Annotated in this window: 21 protein-coding genes and 1 pseudogene; 5 read left to right on the plus strand and 17 right to left on the minus strand. The window is 47.9% G+C overall.

The annotated features are described in order from the left end of the window. The first annotated feature begins 108 nt into the window (after positions 1-108). The 3 genes from ACKRAT_RS13470 to nhaC all read left to right on the plus strand — a co-directional run bounded on the left by ACKRAT_RS13470 (position 109) and on the right by nhaC (position 4,363). A complete protein-coding gene (locus ACKRAT_RS13470) occupies positions 109-1,305 on the plus strand; it encodes a glycerate kinase (protein WP_411842891.1) in 1,197 nt (398 codons plus the stop codon). Further along, positions 1,305-2,684, plus strand: coding sequence for an SLC13 family permease (locus ACKRAT_RS13475; RefSeq protein WP_411842892.1), 1,380 nt, complete (start codon positions 1,305-1,307; stop codon positions 2,682-2,684). The genes ACKRAT_RS13470 and ACKRAT_RS13475 overlap by 1 nt, the downstream gene beginning before the upstream one ends. Before the next feature lie 209 nt (positions 2,685-2,893). Further along, positions 2,894-4,363, plus strand: a complete 1,470-nt coding sequence (gene nhaC, locus ACKRAT_RS13480) for a Na+/H+ antiporter NhaC (RefSeq protein ID WP_411842893.1) — start codon at positions 2,894-2,896, stop codon at positions 4,361-4,363. Positions 4,364-4,413: 50 nt separating this feature from the next. On the opposite strand, the gene ACKRAT_RS13485 is transcribed toward nhaC, so the two are convergent. Together ACKRAT_RS13485 and ACKRAT_RS13490 are read right to left on the minus strand one after the other, a co-directional pair. Then, the gene (locus ACKRAT_RS13485; protein WP_411842894.1) at positions 4,414-5,037 is read right to left on the minus strand and encodes an SDR family oxidoreductase; all 624 of its coding nucleotides are present in this window, start codon (positions 5,035-5,037) and stop codon (positions 4,414-4,416) included. A 63-nt stretch (positions 5,038-5,100) separates the two neighbouring features. Further along, positions 5,101-5,919: a ZIP family metal transporter gene (locus tag ACKRAT_RS13490; protein ID WP_411842895.1), complete on the minus strand. Its 819-nt coding sequence runs from the start codon at positions 5,917-5,919 to the stop codon at positions 5,101-5,103. A gap of 110 nt (positions 5,920-6,029) precedes the next feature. Here ACKRAT_RS13490 and ACKRAT_RS13495 point away from each other — a divergent pair, with 110 nt between their 5' ends. Continuing rightward, the gene (locus tag ACKRAT_RS13495; RefSeq protein WP_411842896.1) at positions 6,030-6,911 is read left to right on the plus strand and encodes an EamA family transporter; all 882 of its coding nucleotides are present in this window, start codon (positions 6,030-6,032) and stop codon (positions 6,909-6,911) included. A 40-nt stretch (positions 6,912-6,951) separates the two neighbouring features. On the opposite strand, the gene ACKRAT_RS13500 is transcribed toward ACKRAT_RS13495, so the two are convergent. After that, entirely contained in the window at positions 6,952-7,893 is a 942-nt protein-coding gene (locus ACKRAT_RS13500) for an LLM class oxidoreductase (RefSeq protein WP_411842897.1), read from the minus strand. 110 nt (positions 7,894-8,003) lie between these two features. Continuing rightward, on the minus strand, positions 8,004-9,152 hold the full coding sequence (locus ACKRAT_RS13505; protein WP_411842898.1) for a M24 family metallopeptidase: 1,149 nt from the start codon (positions 9,150-9,152) through the stop codon (positions 8,004-8,006). Between the two features lie 69 nt (positions 9,153-9,221). Between ACKRAT_RS13505 and ACKRAT_RS13510 the strand changes: the two genes are divergently transcribed. Then, entirely contained in the window at positions 9,222-9,827 is a 606-nt protein-coding gene (locus ACKRAT_RS13510; protein ID WP_411842899.1) for a hypothetical protein, read from the plus strand. Positions 9,828-9,860: 33 nt separating this feature from the next. Here the strand turns inward: ACKRAT_RS13510 and ACKRAT_RS13515 are convergent, their stop codons facing one another. The 13 genes and pseudogenes from ACKRAT_RS13515 to pta all read right to left on the minus strand — a co-directional run bounded on the left by ACKRAT_RS13515 (position 9,861) and on the right by pta (position 22,698). Next, positions 9,861-10,409 carry a sugar O-acetyltransferase gene (locus ACKRAT_RS13515; RefSeq protein ID WP_411842900.1) on the minus strand — a complete coding sequence of 183 codons (549 nt, stop codon included), beginning with the start codon at positions 10,407-10,409 and terminating at the stop codon, positions 9,861-9,863. Positions 10,410-10,494: 85 nt separating this feature from the next. Further along, on the minus strand, positions 10,495-12,453 hold the full coding sequence (locus ACKRAT_RS13520) for a prolyl oligopeptidase family serine peptidase (RefSeq protein WP_411842901.1): 1,959 nt from the start codon (positions 12,451-12,453) through the stop codon (positions 10,495-10,497). Between the two features lie 92 nt (positions 12,454-12,545). Beyond that, positions 12,546-13,499: a FecCD family ABC transporter permease gene (locus ACKRAT_RS13525; RefSeq protein ID WP_411842902.1), complete on the minus strand. Its 954-nt coding sequence runs from the start codon at positions 13,497-13,499 to the stop codon at positions 12,546-12,548. Next, on the minus strand, positions 13,492-14,346 hold the full coding sequence (locus ACKRAT_RS13530; RefSeq protein ID WP_411842903.1) for an ABC transporter substrate-binding protein: 855 nt from the start codon (positions 14,344-14,346) through the stop codon (positions 13,492-13,494). The genes ACKRAT_RS13525 and ACKRAT_RS13530 overlap by 8 nt, the downstream gene beginning before the upstream one ends. 62 nt (positions 14,347-14,408) lie before the next feature. Next, entirely contained in the window at positions 14,409-16,055 is a 1,647-nt protein-coding gene (gene argS, locus ACKRAT_RS13535) for an arginine--tRNA ligase (RefSeq protein ID WP_411842904.1), read from the minus strand. A gap of 3 nt (positions 16,056-16,058) precedes the next feature. Beyond that, positions 16,059-16,457, minus strand: a complete 399-nt coding sequence (locus tag ACKRAT_RS13540; RefSeq protein ID WP_411842905.1) for a DUF1934 domain-containing protein — start codon at positions 16,455-16,457, stop codon at positions 16,059-16,061. A gap of 309 nt (positions 16,458-16,766) precedes the next feature. Then, positions 16,767-17,291 carry a YwhD family protein gene (locus ACKRAT_RS13545; RefSeq protein WP_411842906.1) on the minus strand — a complete coding sequence of 175 codons (525 nt, stop codon included), beginning with the start codon at positions 17,289-17,291 and terminating at the stop codon, positions 16,767-16,769. A 12-nt stretch (positions 17,292-17,303) separates the two neighbouring features. Beyond that, positions 17,304-18,605, minus strand: coding sequence for an HD domain-containing protein (locus ACKRAT_RS13550; protein WP_411842907.1), 1,302 nt, complete (start codon positions 18,603-18,605; stop codon positions 17,304-17,306). A gap of 189 nt (positions 18,606-18,794) precedes the next feature. Further along, the gene (locus tag ACKRAT_RS13555) at positions 18,795-19,028 is read right to left on the minus strand and encodes a hypothetical protein (RefSeq protein WP_411842908.1); all 234 of its coding nucleotides are present in this window, start codon (positions 19,026-19,028) and stop codon (positions 18,795-18,797) included. A 206-nt stretch (positions 19,029-19,234) separates the two neighbouring features. Continuing rightward, positions 19,235-20,095: pseudogene (locus ACKRAT_RS13560) on the minus strand (IS3 family transposase); the annotation flags it as partial. A gap of 32 nt (positions 20,096-20,127) precedes the next feature. After that, positions 20,128-20,796: a helix-turn-helix domain-containing protein gene (locus ACKRAT_RS13565; protein ID WP_411842909.1), complete on the minus strand. Its 669-nt coding sequence runs from the start codon at positions 20,794-20,796 to the stop codon at positions 20,128-20,130. Positions 20,797-20,882: 86 nt separating this feature from the next. Further along, a complete protein-coding gene (locus tag ACKRAT_RS13570; protein ID WP_411842910.1) occupies positions 20,883-21,719 on the minus strand; it encodes a biotin/lipoate A/B protein ligase family protein in 837 nt (278 codons plus the stop codon). Beyond that, positions 21,712-22,698, minus strand: coding sequence for a phosphate acetyltransferase (gene pta / locus ACKRAT_RS13575; protein WP_411842911.1), 987 nt, complete (start codon positions 22,696-22,698; stop codon positions 21,712-21,714). The genes ACKRAT_RS13570 and pta overlap by 8 nt, the downstream gene beginning before the upstream one ends. Positions 22,699-22,740: the final 42 nt, after the last annotated feature.

Genomic DNA, 22,740 nt, shown 5'->3' on the forward strand with positions numbered 1-22,740 from the left:
AGAGTATTTTCATTCCCTTTAATCAATTTTTAACTTTTCATTAAGCCTCCTTAAACTAATCCTGTGTAAATTTGGAACCATCAAACATCACAGGCAGGAGGAATTACCATGAGAGTAGTAGTCGTACCTTCAGGTTTTAAAGAGAGCTTAAGTGCGGAGGAAGTCGGGCACGCAATCAAAAAGGGGATTAAACGCGTAAATGAGAATCATAAAGTCACAGTCATTCCGATGGTTGATGGAGGGGAAGGTTTTGTAGAAACGATTGTTAAGCTTAAAGAAGGACATGTCATTTCAACAAATGTAGTAGGCCCGGTTGGAGAAGCGATTGACTCCTTCTTTGGAATCTTCACTGAAAATGGTGTGAAAACTGCAGTAATAGAAATGGCTGCGATTGCGGGACTGCGTCATGTACCGCAGGATAAAAGAAATCCGCTGGAAACGACGACGTATGGCGTGGGTCAGACGATAATCGAAGCACTGGATCATGGCGCAGAGCGCATTTTAATCGGCTGCGGCGATTCCGGTACATCCGATGGCGGTGTCGGTATGGCACAGGCGGTCGGCGTTCAGTTTAAAAATGCCGAAGGGAAGAAAATCTTCGTCGAAGGCGGCGGAGAAATTGATAAGATCGATTCCGTTGATATGTCCGCACTGGACCCTAGAGTTTTAAGCACTGACATTGATGTTGCAGTTAACTGGAAAAACGTTCTTTGCGGCAAAAAAGGTGTGGCTCATGTATTCGGTCCACAAAAGGGCGCTTCGCCCGAAGATGTTGAAAAACTATCCGACAACCTGAATCATCTTGCAGACTTGATTTTCAAAACGACTGGTGAGGACCTATCCAGAGCAAATGGCAGTGGCGCATCCGGCGGTCTTGGTGCGGGACTGGTCGGATTTACAGGTGCTGTACTGCATCCGAGATTCGATATTATTAGAAAATATATTGAGATTTCTGACGCCATCCAAAATGCGGACCTGGTCATTACAGCCGAGGGTTGCATCGATTTCCAGACGCCGAATGATAAGATTCCGTCTGAAGTGGCGCGCATTGCCAAAAGTCATGATAAACCGGTAATCGCATTTGCCGGAACGATCGGCAAAAAGGCGGAGATCAACTATAAGAATGGCATCGATGCTTTCACAAGCATCATCCCTAAACCCACAACACTTGAGAAATCCATGACAGATGCTTCAAAATGGCTGCAAAGATGCACAGAGAGCGCCTTCAGGCATCTGGCGATTGGCATCACCCTGGCTGAAGCAATCAAGAAGAAAGAAACGAAGTCCGGGAAGGTCAGAGTTTAATGTCCGTCAGGAATATTGTTCTGATCGGTTTATTTACGGGGTTTTCAATCGCAGTATTTTTCGCAGCTGACCTTGAATATTTGGGGAAATTAAGTCTCGTCATATTTGTTTTATCTTTGGGCATGTTCATCTTCTCCAGTATTCCTGCAGGACTCATCGCCTGGCTGTGCCTGAGTGCCGGTGTCCTGCTTGGACTGCCCCAGGATATTCTGTTCACGTCCTTCAATCAGCACGTCGTCTGGCTGATGATCGGTGCATTTATCATCGCATCAGTATTGGAACGCAGCGGTCTGCTGGAGCGGCTCATAAAATGGGTGGAAAGAAATTGTTATACGAGAGGCAGAGTCACTTTATTCACCTTCATCCTCGTGCAGATGTTATCCGTTGTGATTCCTTCAACATCAGGCAGGGCATCCGCCCTCCTCCCCGTTTATCGGGCATTCGGCAGACAGTTCGCAGGAAATAGAAAATTCTTCGGACTGGCGATACCAATACTGATCCTGATGGCAGCAAACCTGACATTAATTGGTGCAGGCAGTCATATCATCGGAATCGGAATATTGGAAACGCAGACAGATCGGACGATCAGTTATATGTCTTTCCTGATCTACGGCATGCCGTTCGGTCTCTTGATCGGCGGAATTTCCCTTTATCTCTTGTCAAAATGGTATTTGAAAGATATGGAATTCCCGGAGATTGAACCGGAAGATGTGGACATAGAAAAGAAACCATTCTCCAATCAAGAGAAAAAAGCGTTATGGCTGATCAGCATCACACTCATCTTATGGCTGACAGAAGCTTTGCACGGTTTCGACATCGCTTTCGTCACCATGCTGATGAGCATGATCATGATGCTGCCACAGATCGGATTGATCAAATGGAAAGAAGGGCTGAAAAGTGTTTCATGGAGTCTGATATTCTTCGTCGCAGGTGCAACAGCACTCGGAGAACTGCTCGTGACGTATAAAGTCACGGACTTCTTCCAGGAAAGATTTTTAAGCCTGTTCAGTGCACTTGACGTCACAAACGAATTTATAATGCTGACACTCATCGTTCTAATCAGCGTCACCTCACATCTGTATATCACAAGCCATACAACACGCGCAGTCGTGTTCATTCCCGTACTGCTGATATTCGCAGACATGTTCAGCTTGAACCCTGTCGCAGTCGTATTCATTGCCCTGATCGGCATCAACTACTGCGTTACACTGCCCGTCAGTTCAAAGGCACTGCTGATATTTTACGAAGAAGACGGCAGGCCATTCGAAACACGCGACCTGGTTAAAGTCAGCATGTGGCTGATGCCCATTTATATCGTACTGATGATCATCACATATTATGTATTCTGGCAGCATGTGGGATTGAACCTGATGGGATGATTTTATAACTGCATTATTTGAAAAGCAGCAAAGGACTTCCACATAAAAGCCCTTTGCTGCTTTTTAGATTAATTCTTATTCTTTTTGTAAGAACGTTTCAAAGATATAAAATTGATTAAAAATAATTCGTTCCATCCTGTAGTTCCAAATTTTCGGAAATTTCTTTGTACTTTTTGGCTACTGTTGTATAATCGTTGCGAGGTGGAAAAATGAACAATACGAATGAAAACAAGAAACATGAATTCAATTTTTTTATCGCTCTATTACCGCTTGTACTGATGATTACAGCGATGGGAGTTGCTGTCGTTTGGCTGGGGCAGGATCCGCATATCCCTCTGATTTTTGGGACCGTTTGCGCTGCTGCTGTGGCATTGTTCCATGGTTACAAATGGGATGACATAGAGAAAATGATGTTCAAAGGGATCAGGCTCGCCCTGCCGGCAATCGTCATCATCATGCTGGTCGGTCTGATTATCGGTTCCTGGATTGGCGGCGGCATTGTCGCAACAATGATCTACTACGGCCTGGCTTTAATCAGTCCTGCCCTGTTTTTAGTAACGATTGTCATTTTATGTGCAATCGTTTCTCTATCAATAGGCAGTTCCTGGTCTACCATGGCGACTGTCGGTGTTGCCGGCATGGGAATTGGTATGAGTATGGGAATTCCGCCTGCAATGATTGCCGGTGCGGTTATTTCGGGGTCTTACTTCGGTGATAAGATGAGCCCGATGTCAGATACGACGAACTTGGCTGCAGGACTGACAAATACGGACCTGTTTGTACATATCAAGCATATGTTCTATACGACGATTCCGGGATTGACCATAGCCCTGATTGCCTTCTTTTTCCTGGGCCGCCAGTTTGGAGGAGAAGGTGCAGCATCGCAAACTGAAATTACTGACATGATGGCAGCATTGGAAGAGAACTTTGTCATATCTCCCTGGCTGCTTTTGGTGCCGGTTGTCATGATTCTTTGTATTATCTTGTTTAAAATGCCGGCGATTCCTGCACTGGTCGTGGGGATTGTTCTCGGCTTCCTGTGTCATCTATTTGTCCAGGGCGGAGATCTCGGCGCTGCAGTCGGTGCACTGCAGAGTGGCTATGTCATTGAAACAAACAATCAGATGATCAATGATTTATTTAATAACGGGGGATTACAGGGCATGATGTTCACTGTATCCATGACAATCGTTGCGATGACTTTTGCAGGGATTCTGGAATACAGCGGCATGCTGAAATCGATCATGGAACAGATTATCAAAGTGGCCAAAGGGACATTCGGCATCGTCACTGCTACAATCGTTGCGGCATTCACGACAAATGCAACGTGTTCTGAGCAGTATATTTCAATCGTCGTTCCCTCCAGAATGTTTTTAAGAACTTATATCGAGAAGAATCTGCATTCCAAAAACTTGTCCCGTTCACTTGAAGACGGCGGCACATTGACTTCCGTATTCATCCCCTGGAACACATGCGGTGTGTATATATACGGTGTTCTTGGGGTCGCTGCATGGGATTATGCGCCTTATGCGATTCTGAACTTTACAGTTCCGGTCATCGCTTTGATCCTCGCTGCAACAGGCATCGGTATTCACAAGATTACAGACGAAGAAAAAGATGCATTCATTAAAAAGTATTACAGTGAAGAGGAAAATAAAGATTTGATGAGTCCCGTGTAAATATTAAAGGCATCTTCCCCGGATAACCCGGGAAAGATGCCTTTTCGCTGTTATATCGTTTCTTCAATCGGCGTGTCGCCTTCGATGAGGTTATAAATTTTATTGGCAGGCTGGTTTTTATCCACAATGTGCGCAAGTACTGCTGCGACGTCTTCACGTGGTACATTGGCCACTTCAGGATCGCCTTCGAACAATTTCACTTTGCCGGTGCCCGCTTCGTTCTGCAGCATTCCCGGACGGACGATTGTGTAGTTTAGACCGGATGCTTGCAGATGCTGATCCGCGCGGTGTTTGGCATACATATAATGCTTGGCCTGTTCTGCCTTTTTAGGGGCATCTGCACCGAGTGAACTGACGATGACGAAATGTTTTACGTCCGCTTCTTTAGCATTTTCGACAGTTTCAATCGCGCCTTCCTGGTCGATGATGATTGTTTTATCAGCGCCCGTACTGCCGCCTGAACCTGCTGCGAATACTACGGCATCCACATTTTCAAATGCATGGGAAAAATCTTTTTCCAAATCACCCAGAACGGTTTCAATACCTTTGTCCTTAAACTGGGCTACCTGCTCTTCTTTACGCACCATCGCAACAGGATCGTGCCCTTTTTCTTTCAGCTTTTCTACTGCCTGATGTCCGATTTGTCCATTCGCTCCAACAACTAGAACTCTCATTATTAATTCCCTCCATTTTTGTATACATTCATATATACCCCCATTACACAGGGGGGTTAAACATTAACCGAGTGCCACATCCAAAATCATCATGAGCGTAAAGCCGATCATGAGACTCATTGCTGCAATGTCAGAGTGTCCATTCTTTTGTGTACTTGGAATAACTTCCTCCACAACGACAAATATCATCGCCCCTGCCGCCAGACTGAGTGCATATGGCAGGATCGGCGCCATCATTGAAATGGCAAGTACACCAAGCATGGCTGCCATCGGCTCAACGATAGCCGACATCCACCCCAGAAAGAAACTTTTCGTCCGGGACAGTCCATCTCCCCTGAGCGGCATGGATACTGCCATGCCCTCCGGGATATTCTGGAGGCCGATGCCGAGCGCCAGTGTTACTGCACCGGCCGACAGTGTTGCAGGATCCGCACTGGCTGCAAGGGCGCCGAAGGCAATCCCGATGGATAATCCTTCCGGGATGTTATGCAGCGTCAGTGAGAATACGAGCAGCGTACTTTGGCGCCTTTTGCCTGCCATCAGCCCTTCCGTTCTTCCCTCCGGTGCATTCCTGTGGCTGTGCGGGATGAGCTGGTCAAAAGCGTATATGAATAAGCCGCCCAACAGGAATCCGACTGCCGCCGGGAACCATTCTCCTATGAAATGTCCTTTGCTGTTTTCGATTGCCGGTGCCAGAAGTGACCAGAAACTTGCGGCGATCATAACGCCGCCTGCGAATCCCAGCATGATATCTAAAAAGCGTTCATTGACTTCTTTGGCAAAGAAGACGAAGGACGCACCGAACCCTGTCATAAACCAGGTGAATAACGTGGCGGCCAATGCCTGCTGCCAGGGAGCAAGCTGTATGAAGTATTCAATCATCTGCATATTCCTTTCATCACTTTAATTCTTTCATATGGCATTTATACCCCTAAATGGCGTATATTATTTATAATATGAGTTTTTCATATGAACAATGGGGGTGTCTGAACATGAGAGCAGGAATTGCACCAATTATGATTCTGATCGCTGCGATGCTTTGGGGGACTGTTGGGACAGCGAAAACTTTTGCACCGCCCGGGGTCGACAGTATATCGATTGGTGCCATGCGCCTTTTAATCGGTGGCCTGGTACTCTTGATTGTCGCCGGCTTGATGGGCAAAATGACTTTGAAAGGATGGCCGGTCAAACTGATTCTGCTGGCTGGTCTCTCAATGGCACTGTTCCAGCCTTTTTTCTTTACCGCCGTCAGTCTGACCGGGGTTGCGGTGGGCACAGTGACTGCCATCGGCAGTGCACCGGTATTTTCCGGAATGATTGAATGGATTGTTTTTAAAACAAGGCCCGCGGGTGTCTGGTGGGTCTCCACTCTTCTTGCGGTTGTCGGCTGCATCATACTCATGTTCAACACGGGTGCAGTGACAGTCGATCCGATGGGCATTCTGTCCGCCCTCGGTGCCGGTGTTTCATTTGCCAGCTTCACTATATTGAACTCCCAGCTCGTCAGGACGCATCACCCGGTCGCAAGTGCTGCAATGATTTTCTCAACGAGTGCACTCATGCTGCTGCCGTTTGTTTTCATGTATGACAACTCATGGCTGCTTGAACCCGATGGTATGCTTGTCGCTTTACATATCGGCGTCCTTGCGACGGGACTTGCCTACTATTTATTCGCGGGCGGCCTCAAATATGTCAAATCCTCTACAGCTGTGACGCTGTCTTTGGCGGAACCACTGACCGCTTCTCTGCTCGGCGTATTGCTGGTAGGTGAAATCCTCGATATATGGTCATGGGTCGGTCTGATCATGTTGCTCATGGGAATCGCCCTGCTTGTGCTGCAGTCCAGGAAGAAGCAGGTGCGGGCCGGGATTTAAAAAAGTGGAATACCCGCAGCACTCAAAACATCCTGATCAATCAGGGTGTTTGTTTATTTATAACTTCTTCTCCTATTTCCTGGATCACTTCATCCACCGGCCGTTTGGAAAATTTAGATCCGATCATTACATGATCCACGCCGATATTTTCAAGCTGCTGCAAATAATCTTTGAGATGATTGACTCCGAGCCTGTATCCGAGATGGATCTGACGGGGCTTAAAGTCTGGATCTTCAGCCAGGTCTATCGCAATGGATTGTATGAAGGGTTTGAAAGCATCCGTCTGGTTTCTCCACTTCCGTATGAATATATCCTGCATTTCCACAGCTCTCGGATACGTCATCCAGCCGTCTCCGTTCTCAGCGATCCATTCAAAATCCTGCCCGCTGTTTCCTGTCACAAATGTTGGAATATCCCTTAGCTTCGCTTTAGGCAGCAGGTCGCCTTTGTTCATTGCGACATGCTGAGTGAAAACTTCCGGTTCATCGGCGCTCCAGAGCTGTCTGATCACTTTGAAGGTTTCCCTGAATAACTCCTCCCCTTCTTCCCGGCTCACTTTGTAAGCATCGAACTCTATCGGCCGGTCGCCGGTGGCTAAACCGAGCAGCAGCCTTTCATTAGATATTCTATCCAGGGATACTGCGGATTTGGCGATATTGATCGGATGCTGGAAAGTCGTGATGATGCTTCCTGTCCCCAACGCGATTTCCTTGGTATGGGCTGCAATGTGACTCAGGAATATCCATGGATCATACATCTGGCCCGCATCGCCGAAATTAACGGTATCGTTTAATGGTATATCCCGCGCCCACAATGCTGAAAATCCTTGCGCTTCAGCAAGCTGCGCCCTTTTTATCTGTAATTCCATATCCATTTCCGGAATGCTTTTTTCATATCCTTCCAGTGGAAATGAAAGTCCCAGCGTCATTTTTCCCTGTCCGAAGGCTTTTTGAAAACCTTTATGTCCATCGAATTTATGCATGACTTCTCTCCTTCAATCATCGATTATTTTCATTATAGGAAAGAACCTGTGTACTATCGTCCCATCTGCTCATTTAAAGATCCCGCCTGGTTTTTCCAGACGGGACTTGTTTATACTTCGATTGTGATGCTGTCGATATCTTTCGGGAATGATGTGAACACATATGTCGTGTCGTCGATATACAGCATATCTTCAATGCGTACACCGCCGTAGCCTGCTTTATACACACCCGGTTCAATTGTGATGACGTGTCCTTTTTCCAGCTTATCCGTATTCTGGGCATCGAGTGACGGCCGCTCGTGAAGGCCCAGACCAAGCCCGTGTCCAATGCGGTGGGTGAAGTATTCGCCGTAGCCGTCACTTTTGATCTCATCACGCGCCACTTTATCGAGTGCGTTCATCTGTTCGCCGAGCTGGGATTGTCTGATGCCCGCCTCATTTGCCTTTAACACGGATTTATAAATCGCTTCCTGCTCCTCGGTCGGCTCTCCGATGATGAATGTGCGTGTCATATCGGAAACGTAGCGGTCTTTTGTAACCACACCGAAATCGATGAGGAGGAAATCGCCCGGTTGCACGGCTGTATCTCCGGATTCACCGTGAGGCAGAGCCGAATTCTCTCCCGCAAGGACAAGCGGTCCGAATGATACATCGACGGCACCATATTCTTTCACCTTCTGCAGCAGGAAGTCTGCGATTTCTTTTTCTGTTTTACCGGATACCGGTCCATTCACCAGGTCAGCGAGTGCCTTTTCGGTAATATCCACCGCTTCCTGCAGCTTCTCCTTATCATCTTCATCTTTCCTGCCGCGCAGCACATTGATTTCTTTGTCCGCTGATTGGATCTGTTCCGCCGTATAATTGTCCAGCAGACGCTGATAGCGGTCATAGATCATATGTCCGCCTTCGATACCGATGGATTGGGCCTGGGCCTGATCCAGATGTTCAAATAATAATTCGAATGGGTCCTCCCCATCGTTATGCGGCAGCTGGTTTGTCACTGTCGCCGAGTCATTGACAATTTCCTGGTCCAGCGCCGGATACATGAGTACCGTCTCTTTCGTTTTTACATCGATGATGAGCGCCAGCAATCTTTCATGCGGTTCTATGAAGCACCCTGTAAAATAGAAAACGTTTGTTGGATCAGTAATCACAACCGCATCCATATCCAGTGAGTCTGTTAATCTTTCCACTCTTTTTTCATATTTATCAGTAATGATAACCATCCCTTTCCAATGCTGTTTAATCCAATATATCATGAATTCACTTAATATTAATTTGTATGGACTTGTGCTAATATGTCACTATTGAAACATGGAGGCATAACCATGCAGAAAATAATTGCTTTTCTTAAAGATACCCATAAAAATATAGATACAACCCTGGAAATTCCGCCTTTTATATCGATTTCACTCTTAATCCTTTATACACTCATTTCGGGTGTGTCCGGCCACCTTATCGGCCTGGACCTGTTCAATCGGGAATACCAGCCCTTTACACTGGTGTTCGATACCTTTTTACTCAGAATCTTCATCCTCATTCTCTATATCATTTTTAGCATCGTTTTCCTGTACTTGATGATTTTATGGTTCCGGAGAGAACGGGTCCGGATTCCCGTGCTGCTGTCCTACTATGCAATCGTCACTACGGCCGTATTTTTTGTCAGTCTGATCCTGTTCGCCGCTGTCGTTGGACTCCACTATGGCTTCGGACTGATGAACTATCCGATCCTTATCGTCTTCGGGGTCACTATAGTCATCATCTTTACAACACTGAATATCTATCCGGGATATATATTCTTCCTTGCCATCCGGCATCGGCCGATCGACATATTCTGGCCGGTCATCCTCTATATCATCGGGATACACATGATTACCTATCTGATGTTCAGATTGTGGAGTGTGGTGGATATTTTAAAAATGTGGACCGGTTAAGCGGGACGCCCGGACAATTGTCCGGGTGTTTTCTTATTCATCCACGTTTTTAACCGGCCTGCATGGATTGCCCACCGCCACTTTACCGGCGGGAATATCTTTGACCACCACTGAACCCGAACCGATGACGGTGTTTTCTCCGATCTTCACACCCGGATTCACTGTTACATCCGCTCCGATCCAAACATTATCGCCAATCGTAATCGGCAGCGCATATTCTTTCCCGGCCCTGCGTTCTTCCGGGTCCAGCGGATGGTTCACAGTTATCAGTGAGACACCCGGACCAAAGAAGACGTCATCACCGATATGAATCGGCGCCACATCCAAAAAGACGCAGTTATAATTGGCATAGAAGTTGCGCCCCACTTTAATATTGATGCCATAATCACAGTAGAACGGCTTTCTGATACTGATGCCGTCCGCCCTGTATCCCATCAGCATCTCCAATAGTTGTGCCGCATCTTTCCCGCCCGGCCTATTATACTCATCCATCAGCTTTTCTGCGTTCTCCCTTAAATGCTTCAATGTCGGATCTTCGGGATCATAATATTCTCCGTCGATCATCTTTTCTTTCTCTGACACAGCAGACACCTCCTTCCCCTTTATATTGAACCCGACTTCCATCATCCATGGTCATTTCCCGGGAAATGTTTCCGCTCCTGTTAAATTAATCGAGATACTTATCGAACCAATCTGTCAAATGCTTCAGCCGCTCTATCCTCAAGTTGGGTTTTCCCGTTCTGGACAAGTTATGGTCCGCTTCCGGGAAACGGACAAACTGCGTTTCTTTTCTCTGATACTTCAAAGCGATATAAAGCTGTTCCCCCTGCTCGACCGGACATCTGAAATCCCGTTCACTATGCAGTATGAGGAGCGGCGTATTGATATCATCCACATATTTGATCGGTGAATGGTGCCACATTGTTTCAATATCGTTAAAGTCGGCTTTTATCTGCCAGTCACTGAAGTAATAGCCGATATCTGAAACGCCGCGGAAGCTGGTCCAGTTGCTGATGCTGCGCTGGGTCACTGCCGCCCTGAAACGATCCGTATGGCCGACAATCCAGTTGGTCATGAACCCGCCGTAGGATCCGCCGGTGACACCCAGGTTCTCCTGATCAATCCATTTGTATCGGTCCGTAATGTAATCGACGCCGGCCATGATGTCCTCATAGTCGATTCCGCCGTAATTTCCCCGCACCGCATCCACGAATTCCTGTGAGTAGCTGTGGGACCCTCTCGGATTCACGAACAGCACCGCATATCCGCCGGCAGCCAGCACCTGCATCTCATGGAAGAAGGTATTGCCGTAAAACGCATGCGGGCCGCCATGGATATTTGTGATCATCGGATACTTCCTGTTTTCTTCAAAACCTGCGGGCTTCATAAACCAGCCGTGTACTTCTGTACCATCCTTGCTTTTAAACCGGATGTCTTCAGGGTCGACGAGCCCGGTTTCATCCACATATCCTTTATTGATTTCAGTCAGTGCCTCCAGATCGCCTGTTGAAAAATTGAATTTATAAAGTTCACTGGGCGAGTCGTGTTTCGAGATGGCGAGCACTGCATGCTCTTCTGTCGCGTCCATTCCAAAAATATGCTGCCTGTCGGTCAACAGCGGTTTAATTTCACCGTCCGTATTCCCCTCGTATAGATTCACGCTGCCGTCCTCCGACAGGACGAATACAAACCTGTCGTCGGAAATCCATTTCGTCGGATTCATTTCTACAGACTGCTGCGTATCGGCAGCCATGTAATCGCCGACGGGTTTATCCAGACTCCGGGTCAGGTTTTCCATCCTGCCGGACGCTATATCGTACAGCATTATAACGCCATGCGTTGCGTTCTCATACTCCCGCCCCATGGCGGTTATGAGCAGCTTCGTATTGCCGGGCGATACTTCCGCCTTCATTGCATAGCCTTCGCCTTTTTCGATTTCCTCCGGCTCGTTTTCCCCCTGTTTGATATACAGTCTATGACTGAAGTTAAAATCGGGTTCATCGCTGAAATCCGTCGTATAGACGATCGTATCCCTGCCGATCGTTTCCATCAATGTGAAGTTTTCCTCACCGGACAGGAGCGTTCTGGTTTCCCGCGATTCCAGATCAATGGATTTTACGGACTGGTATTTTTCTTTGAGCAGCCCGGCACTGTCCGCTTTATATTTCATCCGGTCAATCACTACCGGTTCGGGTCTTTCATTTTTTTCGTCTTTCTTCTCCTCTTCTCCATCGGCTTCGTCCTTTTCACTGGATACATGATAAAAGACCGTCTGGCCGTCCTTGGAAAACTCGGCACTGTTCACGCCGTCCTTTTCTCTCGTAAACTGTTCCCGTTCGCCGTCGCCTGCATTCAGTATGAACACCTGCTGCTTATCTTCAACATTCGCGAGGAATAGAGTCCGCTCCCCGTCTGGTGAATGCCTCACGCCTGAAATGCGTTCGTGCTGATATGTAAGTTGTTGTGACCGCCCATCCCGATACCGGTATAAATTCGTCTTGTAGTCATTCTTTTCTTCATCTGTGGAAGTCACCAGATACGTTACGGCATCTGTGCCCGGCACCGCCTGCGGTGACGATACGGATCTGATTTTGTAAATGTCTTCGATTTTCACTCTGTTACTCATGGTCCATCCCCCTATAAATTAAGAAAAGACTGATATCATCAGCCTTTTCATACAGTTTATCATGAGATTATTCAATTTTCCTACTAATCACACTATGACTTCCGTGTCAGCATCCGCTTCTGCATTAAAAATATGAATAATGGTACTGCGGATAACATCACCATGACCCCTGTCGGTATTTGCACAGGGGCGATGACTGTTCTGCCGATCGTATCGATGATCAGTATATACAATGCACCATAGAGTGCGGACAGGATCATCAATGGCCTGAACAATAATGGTTTGAAATATAAAATCATCTGGGGCACGATGATACCCGCCAGCGCAATGATGCCGCTGAAACTGATGGCGACAAGCGGCGGGACGGACGCGATGACGAGCAGCAGCAGGCGCAGGCGCCCGACCTTCACTCCCAGGCTGAATGCCCGCACGTCCCCGAGATTGAGCAGATCGAGCTGCCTGCCGTATTTATGAATGACAAGGCCGGCGATGAGTGTCAGAGCACCTGTGAGCAAAACTTCACCGTATGCCGCGCCCGACAGGGATCCGAACATGTACCGTGCAATCGATTCCGTCTGAGTGGGCTGGATGAGTACGAGGATATACAGCACACCGCTCAGCATTGCACCGAGCAATACGCCTGTGATTATCAGGGTTTCCGGGCGGTACTGCACATCTATCCGGCGGGCGGCAAAGAGCACGACCATAAGGCCCAGCAGTCCGGTCACAATACTCAGCACCGGCTGCATGTACAGGGGCAGGGGCAGCACAACCACAATGGCGCTCCCCAGCACCGCACCATTTGCCATGCCCAGTGTAAAGCTGTCCGCCATCGGATTTCTGAGAACGACCTGGAACACCACGCCGCTCACCGACAGTGCCACGCCGATTACAATCGCGAACAATACGCGCGGGATCCGTATGCCGAAAATGATGCTGCCGAGCTGATGGGCATCGAGTGCACCCAAAGCGGCCGATCCGACAAATACACTCGATGTCGCCGTCATGATGAGGACAAGCAAAAGGATGAGGATATGTTTATTCATAAACGCACTGACCCACTGCCTTCAGACCTTCTGCGCTCCTGGGCCCGGGCCGGCTGATCAGATCCGGATCGACGTTACATTGGTTTTCCGGTTCACTGATGGCGAGTCCGTCAAGTCCGGGTATATCCCGGATCGACTGTGCCAGGGCCTTATCTTCGAGCCCTCTCAGGGAAACGAGGATATCCGGGTCTCTCTCGACGACCGCTTCCGCACTCACATTCGGGTAGCCTTCCATGTCATCGAATGCATTCTCCACGTTGATCCACCCCAGGGCATCATCGATGAATGTCCCGTCTCCGGCCGTATAAATTTCAGGATGGGCCGAAATATGGATGAATGCCGCCTCAGGCTCTTCGCTGCTGTACTGTTCCTTGAGATTCCCCATCTCTTTTGCGATATCTCCTATGACTTTTTCAGCCTTTTCCGGCACATCAAAGAATCCGCCGATCTTCCGTATCGAATCGTAGATGCCCTCGATGTCCGACGCATCTTCGACGACCAGCACGTCAGCCCCCGTCGCTTCCGACACGCGGTCCAATATATCCTGATGCATGGGGGCCGAGGAGGCATGGGCAACGATATGTGTCGGGCTGAGGCCGATCAGCTGCTCTTCATCGAGCTCAAACGTATTCAATTTAACGAGGCTTTCATCATCCACCACAGATGCGGGATAATCATCTTCAGTCGTCACGGAAACAAACTGGTCCGCCAGCCCCAGTTCTGCAATGATTTCCGTATTGCTCGGCATGAGCGAAACGATACGGGTGTCTCCGTCATTATCCGGCGCACCGCAGGCAGCCATCATGAGCACGATTACGGGTATTAAAATTCCTTTTATCCGGTCCATCTGCTCCCCTCCCTGGAATTTCCTTTAAAATAAACCCCCGCTGTTACAGCGGGGCTCAGATGCTACATTTTTTCCGGTGCGGAAACACCGATCAGACGCAGTGCATTTTCCAATGTCTGCCTCACTGCCTCGATCATCGAAAGATAGGCGAACGTTTTGACTTTATCATCAGTGAGCACTTTATCCGCATTATAAAATTTATGGAACAACCCGGCAAGATCCTGGATATAGTTCGGGATGCGGTGTGTGGCACGGCTGTCCGCAGTACCTTTGACCACATTCGGAAAATCCCCGAGTTTTTTCAGCAGTTCCAGTGCCTGCGGATTTACAATCACATCGACATCCGCGTCTTCATCCATTTCATATCCGCTCTCCTTCGCCTGGCGCAGGATGGAGCAGATGCGGGCATGTGCATACTGGGCATAGTACACAGGGTTGTCACTGGACTCGGATTTTGCGAGTTCCAGATCGAAATCGAAATGTGTATCCGCACTTCTCATCGCCAGGAAGTAGCGGCTCGCGTCCACGCCGATCATTTCAATGATGTCGCGCAATGTGATCGCTTTGCCTGTACGTTTCGACATCTTCACTTCTTCACCATTTTCAATCAGGCGCACCATCTGCATAATCTGGATTTCAAGCAGTTCAGGGGATTCACCCAGCGCTCCCAGCGATCCTTTGAGACGCTTGATGTACCCATGATGGTCTGCACCGAACAAGTTGATGAGATGGTCGAAACCGCGCTCCACTTTATCGTAATGGTACGCAATGTCCGGCATGAGATACGTAAATGTACCGTCACTCTTGCGGAGGACACGGTCTTTATCATCACCGAAGTCAGTCGTTCTGAGCCACAGTGCCTCGTCCGCTTCAAATGTATATCCATTGGCAGTCATTTTTTCCAGCGCTTTGTCGATTTCACCCTTTTCGTATAGGGACGTTTCACTGAACCAGTTGTCAAAATGGACATTGAAATCGGAGAGGTCCTTGCGCAGTTTCTCCATTTCATAGTCCACACCCAGCTGGCGGAAAATTGCCACACGCTCCGCATGGGGTTTGTCGGCAAGCTCAGGGGATCCGGCAGCGATCTTTTCACCGATCACTTTGATATCTTTGCCGTTGTAGCCGTCCTCGGGCATGTTCAGCTCCTGTCCGAGCGCCTCGAGGAATCTTGCCTCGATGGACAGGGCAAGGTTGTGGATCTGATTGCCGGCGTCATTTATATAGTATTCACGCTCAACGTCGTAGCCGGCGAAGTCCATCACATTTGCCAGCGTATCTCCGACACTCGCATTACGCGCATGCCCGATATGCAGATCGCCTGTCGGGTTTGCACTCACGAATTCGATCAGGACTTTTTCGGCATTTTCACGCACGGTGCTGCCGAATCGTTCCTTCTCTTCAAGTACTTTGCGGATTATGCCTGTGAGTGAAGATTCTTCCATTTTAAAGTTGATGAATCCGGGACCGGCAATATCCACAGATTTCACATTGGCTTCCGCCTGGTCCAGATGGTCAATGACAGTCTGGGCAATCTCTCTCGGATTGCGTTTCGCCTGCTTTGTCAGTACCATCGCAATATTGGTTGAAAAGTCACCGTTCGAATTATCTTTCGGGACTTCCACTTTTACCGGCGGGACTTCTTCGACAAGGCCAGATTTTTCAACTGCCGCTTCAATTGATGTTTTCAAATGTTGTTTTAAATCCATGATTCATCCTACTTTCTGCAATTCATAATGATAATTCCCGATGACTCTGCCGTCCTCGATCAAATCGTATTCAATATCAATGGATGACCCGTTCCGATCCAGCATATTCGTCCGGATCTGAAAAAGATGCTTCCCTGCCGGCGACTCATAAAAAGTATCTGTCGTCTTTCCTTCTTCAAAATAAAAATTCATATTGATGATGCCGCGCCGCTGTATTTTAACGAATCCATCGCCCGCGCGGAGGGTGACGTCGATTTCATGTTCGTCGAGCTTTTCAGTATATTTGTAGTACATGTCTTTGCGCTCGATGACTTCAACATTCAAATCCTGTTTGAACGTCTTTGTTTCTCCGTTCATTTTCACATTTTGCCGGAGTTTAAATTGTAAGTGCTGTTTATCCATATGATCACCTTCAAGTAAGCTAAATTATAACATATCGGACGAGACCTAAACATCCCTTTTAGCATCATATCCAAAGCACGCTGCCGGCGATGGAACCGATCTTAATATCCTGGTAAAAAATCGAAATCGGGCAGCTGCAGGACAATACTCTCTTTCCCGGTGGAAATCATCCCCGGGAAAACAAAAAAAGCGGACAGGATTTCTCCTGCCCGCTGTGTCCTAGTTATACAGATGCATAACTATACTTATTTTATATTTCAATGTGAAAATCCGCAATGTTTTTATTGCTTTGACACAATAACGTCACAATTAGTGATTTTCCAATATTTTTTTCAGTTCTGTCGAATTGTCCCATATTTCCATGTTGTGCTTTTGCAGGAATGTCTTCAGCGCGCTCTTGCTTGCATCGTCCATCATATCAATGTCCAGCTTGCTTTTCATCGCACGGTCCAGCATAGTGACATGCTCGTGCATCAGCTTATAGCCGCGGCGCCTGGTCTTATTGACCATCTGGTAGCATGCGGCAACCCCCGCATATACAGGGCCTGTGGCTTCACGTTCCACCGCCACCCAGACAATCCAGTATTCCTTCTGGCCTTCACCTTCAACTTCAGACTTTTCCGTCACCCATTTTACACGCTTCTCGACTTCGGCGCGTGCATGGAGACCGGCCATGTCGATGAACGCCTCCTGTGTTTCTATATCAATATAGACGGGTGCCACGTTCTCCAGGCTGATCGATCCGATATTCTGCCCCTTATGGCCATCAAGCGGATCGTTTTTTATGATATTGAACTGGAATCCCGGTTTTTTATTTTCAGATTCATTCGCCATATTATCATGCTCCTATGCCAATTCATTCAGCAGATTGATGATTTGCCCCCTGATTTCAAGGTCTTCAATCTGCAGTATTTTCTCTCTCGGATAGTAAAGTTTCGAGTCCATGCGGTGCATCCCTGTAATGCTGTGTATAATCGCTGACTGGCTGCTGATTTCTTTAAGTTCACCGTTTCTTTTCTGGAGGTGGATCGGCCTGCGGTTGCTTTTGGATCCCGGCCTGTCGTAATCATAGGGCAGGTCCGAATAGGAATCACTGAAGAAATAGTATTCCGGATCCACGCCGCCTTTTCTGAACAGCTCTTCAATTTCAGTGATCGTAATGATCGAACCGTCGAAAGGAAGGTATTTGAACAGATCCCTGTTCACGAAACGATGGGACAGATCAGAAAGCACTTCATCATCTTCGTGGATCCATTCCTGAAGGTAGAAGTTGACCACCATCTCATCAAGCCTCAAGTAATCCTCCACGGTCAGCGTACCATCAAAGAACGGGATAAAATACTTTGGTGCCTGCTTAAATACATAGCCGCCCTCATAAAGGTACTTCGCGCGCCGGAGCGCGAGGTTCAGCAGCACCTCTCCGCCGCGGGAGACCGGATGGAAGTATATTTGCCAATACATCTGGTAGCGGCTCATCAAATAGTCCTCCACCGCATGCATTCCGCTGTCTTTGATGATGACCTCATCTTTGTTCGGCCGCATGACACGCAGTATGCGCTCCATATCAAAGTTGCCGTAGCTCACACCGGTGTAGTAGGAATCACGCTGGAGGTAGTCCATGCGGTCTGCATCTATCTGGCTCGAAATCATGCTGATGACCAGTTTGTTCTCATGCGTCTTATCAATCACTTTCGCGACTTCCAGCGGAAAATCGATGCTCACCTTTTTAAGGACCGCATTCACTTCAGTATTACCCAGTATGATTTTACGGGTGAATTCCTCGTGATCCGTATCGAAAATCGTCTCGAAACAGTGGGAAAAGGGGCCGTGGCCAAGATCGTGCAGAAGCGCTGCACATAAAGCGAGCAGACGGTCATCATTGTTCCATTCCTTGAACTCCCGGAAGTTCACAACCATGCGCCGCACGATTTCGTATACCCCGAGAGAATGGTTGAATCTCGAATGCTCCGCAGAATGGAACGCCAAATACAGCGTACCGAGCTGCTTGATACGCCTCAGCCGCTGAAACTCCTTCGTCTTTATCAAGTCCCAGATCACTTGATCGCGTACATGAATATACCGATGTACCGGATCCTTAAAAACTTTTTCTTCTACTAGCTGCTTTTCACCATATTCACTTATCGCCATCCCACTGCCCTCCTTATACTGTCATAATATCATTAGAAAACCCGGTTGTCATCAAGCGCGGCGGGGCGCTGAACCCGGCTGCACCATGCAGCAGGATTATTTTCATACTTTTCTGCCCAATAAAAAGACCGGCCTCCGGAGACAGCCAGTCATGAAGTTGCCTATTCGTTTTGTTCCATTGCACGGAAACTATTCATCGTCCTCGTCATTCGGACCCGCATCATGGCCGAGATCCGTTTTTTCAGAACGCTGGTTCCGCACATCACGTTCCCGTTGCGCTTCTTCTTTATCTCTTTCAATCGCCGGACTGTCCGGTGGCACATCCTCTTTCACTTCACCATGAGGCCCCGATTCATCCTTGCGCTCTTTCAATTTGTCTTCCTCTTCTTTCGTTGTCATTCTATCTTTTCTTTCATCAGCCATACTGTTCAACCCCTTTTTTCTTATATATTCCCATAGAAATAGAGATTAAACGCATTTGAAGAGCGGATTGGGTTCTGCCCGTGGATGACGGGAATACTGCCAATAATAAAAACCGGTCTCCGATAGAGTGATCTGACCCCAGTTAGGTTTACAAACGAAATAATATAAATTTTTTCCTCCTGAGCATCGAAATGCTTGGGAGTTTTTTAGGCAGATAATTGCCTGAATTCGAGTGGACTCAACCCCTTGAATTTATGTTGCGGTCTGCGACGATTGTAAAAATCGATATACCACATAATATCTTTGATGATCGTGTGATAGGTGTCGTAATACTTCTGTTTGCGTTTGACATGGAACCGTTCCGCTTTGATCTTGCCCCAGAAAGCCTCCATTGGCCCATTATCAATGCATTTTCCCACCCGGGACATGCTCTGGCACATTTGCTGGGCCTCCAAAATTTTTTTAAAGCCAAAAGAGGTGTACTGGAATCCCCGGTCACTATGCACCAATGGCGTCGCCTCCGGACATTTTTGGATTGCCGCTTTAAACGTATCGAAGACGAGCTGATTATTATTGGAGCGTCCGAATTTGTAGGCAATGATACTGTTATCATACAAATCGATAATGGCACTGAGATAGGCTTTTTCTCCATTCATCGCTTTAAATTCCGTCACATCGGTTAACCATTTCTCGTTTACGTGGTCGGCATTGAAGTCCCGGTCCAATACGTTTTCAGCGACCTGTTGCGGGGTGTGTGGCATATACTGCTGCTTTTTGATCCGGGTCACCGACCGTAAGCCCATCTGTGTCATCAGCCGGTAGATGCGTTTCTTATTATAGTGCGTCTGATGAGCTTTGTTGATTTCATAACACATCTGACGATAACCGTATATGCCCTCTGTTTCGACATAGAATTCGGCTATCCTTGACGCAATCCAATCATTCTCTGTTTCAGAAGCTGATGTACTGCGTTTCTGATACTGATAGTACGCCTGTCTTGAAACCCCTGCCGCCCGGCATAATTCAGAGATGGTGTAGCCTTCATTATGCAGGGCTGTGATGGCAGTGTGGAGTTGATGACTCTGAACCCGGCTGTATTTTAATTCCTCTCGAGTTCGTCCAACTTTTTTAGCAGGGCATTTTCCACTTCAAGTTTTCGCTTGTCTGCTCTGAGTTTTGAAATCTCCCGGTTCAATTGTTCTGATTCCGTCAGCTGATCTTCTGATTTTCTTCGGCCGCGTTTATCTTCGAGTCCCATTTCTCCATAATCCCGATATTTTATCACAATGGTGCGCGCCTGCTGGTAGCTCACATCAAACCGTTCAGCCAGTTCTCGGTAACTGATATCCCCCTGGGCATGATATTTTGCGATCTCAATCCGTTCCTGAACCGTAGTTTTCCGCCCTTTAGTCAATGGTGAAGCACCTTCTCTCGTCGTTCTGAGTTCTTCACCATTATTGTAACGCATAATCCAGTCCCGTACAGTTCTGTCAGAAGGAATATCATACTTGCGCGCGAGTGTGGCAGCAGTAGTCCCGCCATCCAGATACGCTTTAGCCACGGCTTCTTTAAATGCCCGCGGATAGGGACGATGGCTTTTTGCCTTTTTTAATCCTTCTCTACCATATTTATTATATTTCTGCCGCCATCTATGAAGCGTGCTCTTAGACACGCCATATGTTTTCATCACTTCACTGGGACTGCCCCCCGCGTTCACTGCGTCAATCACTGCGAGTTTTTCTTCCAATGAGAATTGTTTGTTAGCCATATAAAAATCCCTCCGGGTTTACAGATGTTTTATTTCATCTGTAAACCCGGAGGGGGTCAAGTCAGAGGGAGACCGGCCATAAAATATTACAATTCAGGGAAGAGGCTTTCATCGCTTTCCGACCTGATTTTTTCGTTCCGCTGCTTCATGCGCTTCAGAAATTTATCGTACCGCTCCTGCTGTCCTTCATCCAGTTCAGGCAGCTCTTCCAGTGTTCCGCCGAATGCCTCGATGACGCCAAGCAGCCTTTCCAATACATCTTCCACGCTGTAATTTTCACCAAGCAGTTCATTCAGAGACGCCATGTCTTCCGGATGCACTTCAGGATACGTAAACTTTGTGATGCCATCCGACTTGCTGAAGTGATAGAAATCCCGCATGATCTCCGCCCGGAGGCTGCCGCTTCCTGTGACACACAGGTATATCTGTACGGCGACGCCCTGGCGGATGCGGCGCTGGGAGATGCCTGCGAACTTCCGTCCGCCGATGCTCAGATCATAGCTGCCCGGACAATAGCTGTGCTCGATTTCATATGCCTCTATCGGGGCATGCGGAAAAGCCGAACGCACCATACCGAGCATGATTTCATAACCGTCGTCGATCTGGGGGACGGCCGGCTTTGGCAGGACGAGCGACAGATTCAATATGCCGTCATCCAGCACTACACCCAGTCCGCCGCTGTTTCTCAGTATATAATCATATCCCGAGTCGTCCAGAAACTTCAGACCGTTCTCCAAATGAGGCAGTCTTGCATCATGCAGTCCGAGGATAATGTATGGATCATGGACCCATGCACGTATTTTCGGAATGCCGTCTGATGTCACCATCTCCTGCAGCAGATCATCGATCGCGAATGACTGGTACGGATGGTTTGCCGCCTCAACCGGAATGTACTGCCAGGTTTTATCAAACAGATTATCCATTGTTTTGGGTAAGGGCCTGCGTCGCTGTAAACAGTGCGAGATTGAATACTTCGTCTTTGGAACAGCCGCGGGACAAGTCGTTCACCGGCTGGTTGAGTCCCTGCAGAATAGGTCCGTATGCTTCAAAGCCGCCCAGGCGCTGGGCAATCTTGTAACCGATGTTGCCCGCTTCCAGAGAAGGGAAGACGAATACGTTCGCACGGCCTTCCAATTCAGAACCCGGTGCTTTCTTTTCAGCAACGCTCGGCACGAAAGCGGCGTCAAACTGAAGTTCCCCGTCGATTGGCGTATCCGGCAGATTTTCTTTTGCATACTGTGTCGCAAGCCGCACTTTCTCGGTTTCTTCAGTTTTCGCTGAACCTCTTGTAGAAAAGCTGAGCAGTGCAACGCGGGGCTCGATTTTGAAACTTCTTGCTGTTTTGGCAGTTTCCACTGCAACTTCCGCAAGTTCATCCGCATTGAGTTCAGGGTTGATTGCACAATCCCCCATCACATAGAGTTCATCTTCACGCAGCATGAAGAATACACCGCTGGTGCGGGAAACCCCCGGCTTTGTCTTGATGATCTGAAGTGCCGGGCGCACTGTATCCGGCGTGGAGTGAACCGCTCCGGATACCAGGCCGGCTGCATGATTGTTATAGACGAGCATCGTACCGAAGTAGTTTGCATCATTCAGTATGTCTACCGCCTGCTCCTGTGTGACTTTGCCTTTACGGCGTTCGACGAATGCAGCCGCAAGGTCTTCTTTATATTCACAAACTCTTGGATCAATCAGTTCCACACCGCTGAGATCCAGGTTTTCTTCATTTGCCAATTCCTGAATTGCTTCTTTATTTCCGAGTACAATCGGATCTACGTATGTTGTTGCCGCGAGTTCTACAGCTGCAGTTAAAATTCTTTGGTCCGTACCTTCAGGGAAAACGATTTTTACATTTTTACCTTCCAGGTTAGATTTGAGATTGTTTAAAAAGTTACTCATAATATCCTCCTTGGTTAGCCTGTACACATGCAATATTATACT

Origin of the sequence: Salinicoccus sp. HZC-1 (assembly GCF_046736035.1) — a bacterium.
GTDB lineage: Bacteria > Bacillota > Bacilli > Staphylococcales > Salinicoccaceae > Salinicoccus.

Excerpts from the sequence above, each read along its gene's own strand:
- ACKRAT_RS13510 (WP_411842899.1), top strand. The coding sequence starts at position 9,222 with ATGCAGAAAATAATTGCTTTTCTTAAAGATACCCATAAAAATATAGAT.
- ACKRAT_RS13495 (WP_411842896.1), top strand. The coding sequence starts at position 6,030 with ATGAGAGCAGGAATTGCACCAATTATGATTCTGATCGCTGCGATGCTT.
- ACKRAT_RS13525 (WP_411842902.1), bottom strand. The coding sequence starts at position 13,499 with ATGAATAAACATATCCTCATCCTTTTGCTTGTCCTCATCATGACGGCG.
- ACKRAT_RS13545 (WP_411842906.1), bottom strand. The coding sequence starts at position 17,291 with ATGGCGAATGAATCTGAAAATAAAAAACCGGGATTCCAGTTCAATATC.
- ACKRAT_RS13520 (WP_411842901.1), bottom strand. The coding sequence starts at position 12,453 with ATGAGTAACAGAGTGAAAATCGAAGACATTTACAAAATCAGATCCGTA.
- ACKRAT_RS13500 (WP_411842897.1), bottom strand. The coding sequence starts at position 7,893 with ATGCATAAATTCGATGGACATAAAGGTTTTCAAAAAGCCTTCGGACAG.
- ACKRAT_RS13565 (WP_411842909.1), bottom strand. The coding sequence starts at position 20,796 with ATGGCTAACAAACAATTCTCATTGGAAGAAAAACTCGCAGTGATTGAC.
- ACKRAT_RS13490 (WP_411842895.1), bottom strand. The coding sequence starts at position 5,919 with ATGATTGAATACTTCATACAGCTTGCTCCCTGGCAGCAGGCATTGGCC.
- ACKRAT_RS13555 (WP_411842908.1), bottom strand. The coding sequence starts at position 19,028 with ATGGCTGATGAAAGAAAAGATAGAATGACAACGAAAGAAGAGGAAGAC.
- ACKRAT_RS13505 (WP_411842898.1), bottom strand. The coding sequence starts at position 9,152 with ATGATATATTGGATTAAACAGCATTGGAAAGGGATGGTTATCATTACT.
- ACKRAT_RS13570 (WP_411842910.1), bottom strand. The coding sequence starts at position 21,719 with ATGGATAATCTGTTTGATAAAACCTGGCAGTACATTCCGGTTGAGGCG.
- ACKRAT_RS13540 (WP_411842905.1), bottom strand. The coding sequence starts at position 16,457 with ATGGATAAACAGCACTTACAATTTAAACTCCGGCAAAATGTGAAAATG.
- ACKRAT_RS13485 (WP_411842894.1), bottom strand. The coding sequence starts at position 5,037 with ATGAGAGTTCTAGTTGTTGGAGCGAATGGACAAATCGGACATCAGGCA.
- ACKRAT_RS13550 (WP_411842907.1), bottom strand. The coding sequence starts at position 18,605 with ATGGCGATAAGTGAATATGGTGAAAAGCAGCTAGTAGAAGAAAAAGTT.
- nhaC (WP_411842893.1), top strand. The coding sequence starts at position 2,894 with ATGAACAATACGAATGAAAACAAGAAACATGAATTCAATTTTTTTATC.
- ACKRAT_RS13475 (WP_411842892.1), top strand. The coding sequence starts at position 1,305 with ATGTCCGTCAGGAATATTGTTCTGATCGGTTTATTTACGGGGTTTTCA.
- pta (WP_411842911.1), bottom strand. The coding sequence starts at position 22,698 with ATGAGTAACTTTTTAAACAATCTCAAATCTAACCTGGAAGGTAAAAAT.
- ACKRAT_RS13470 (WP_411842891.1), top strand. The coding sequence starts at position 109 with ATGAGAGTAGTAGTCGTACCTTCAGGTTTTAAAGAGAGCTTAAGTGCG.
- ACKRAT_RS13530 (WP_411842903.1), bottom strand. The coding sequence starts at position 14,346 with ATGGACCGGATAAAAGGAATTTTAATACCCGTAATCGTGCTCATGATG.
- argS (WP_411842904.1), bottom strand. The coding sequence starts at position 16,055 with ATGGATTTAAAACAACATTTGAAAACATCAATTGAAGCGGCAGTTGAA.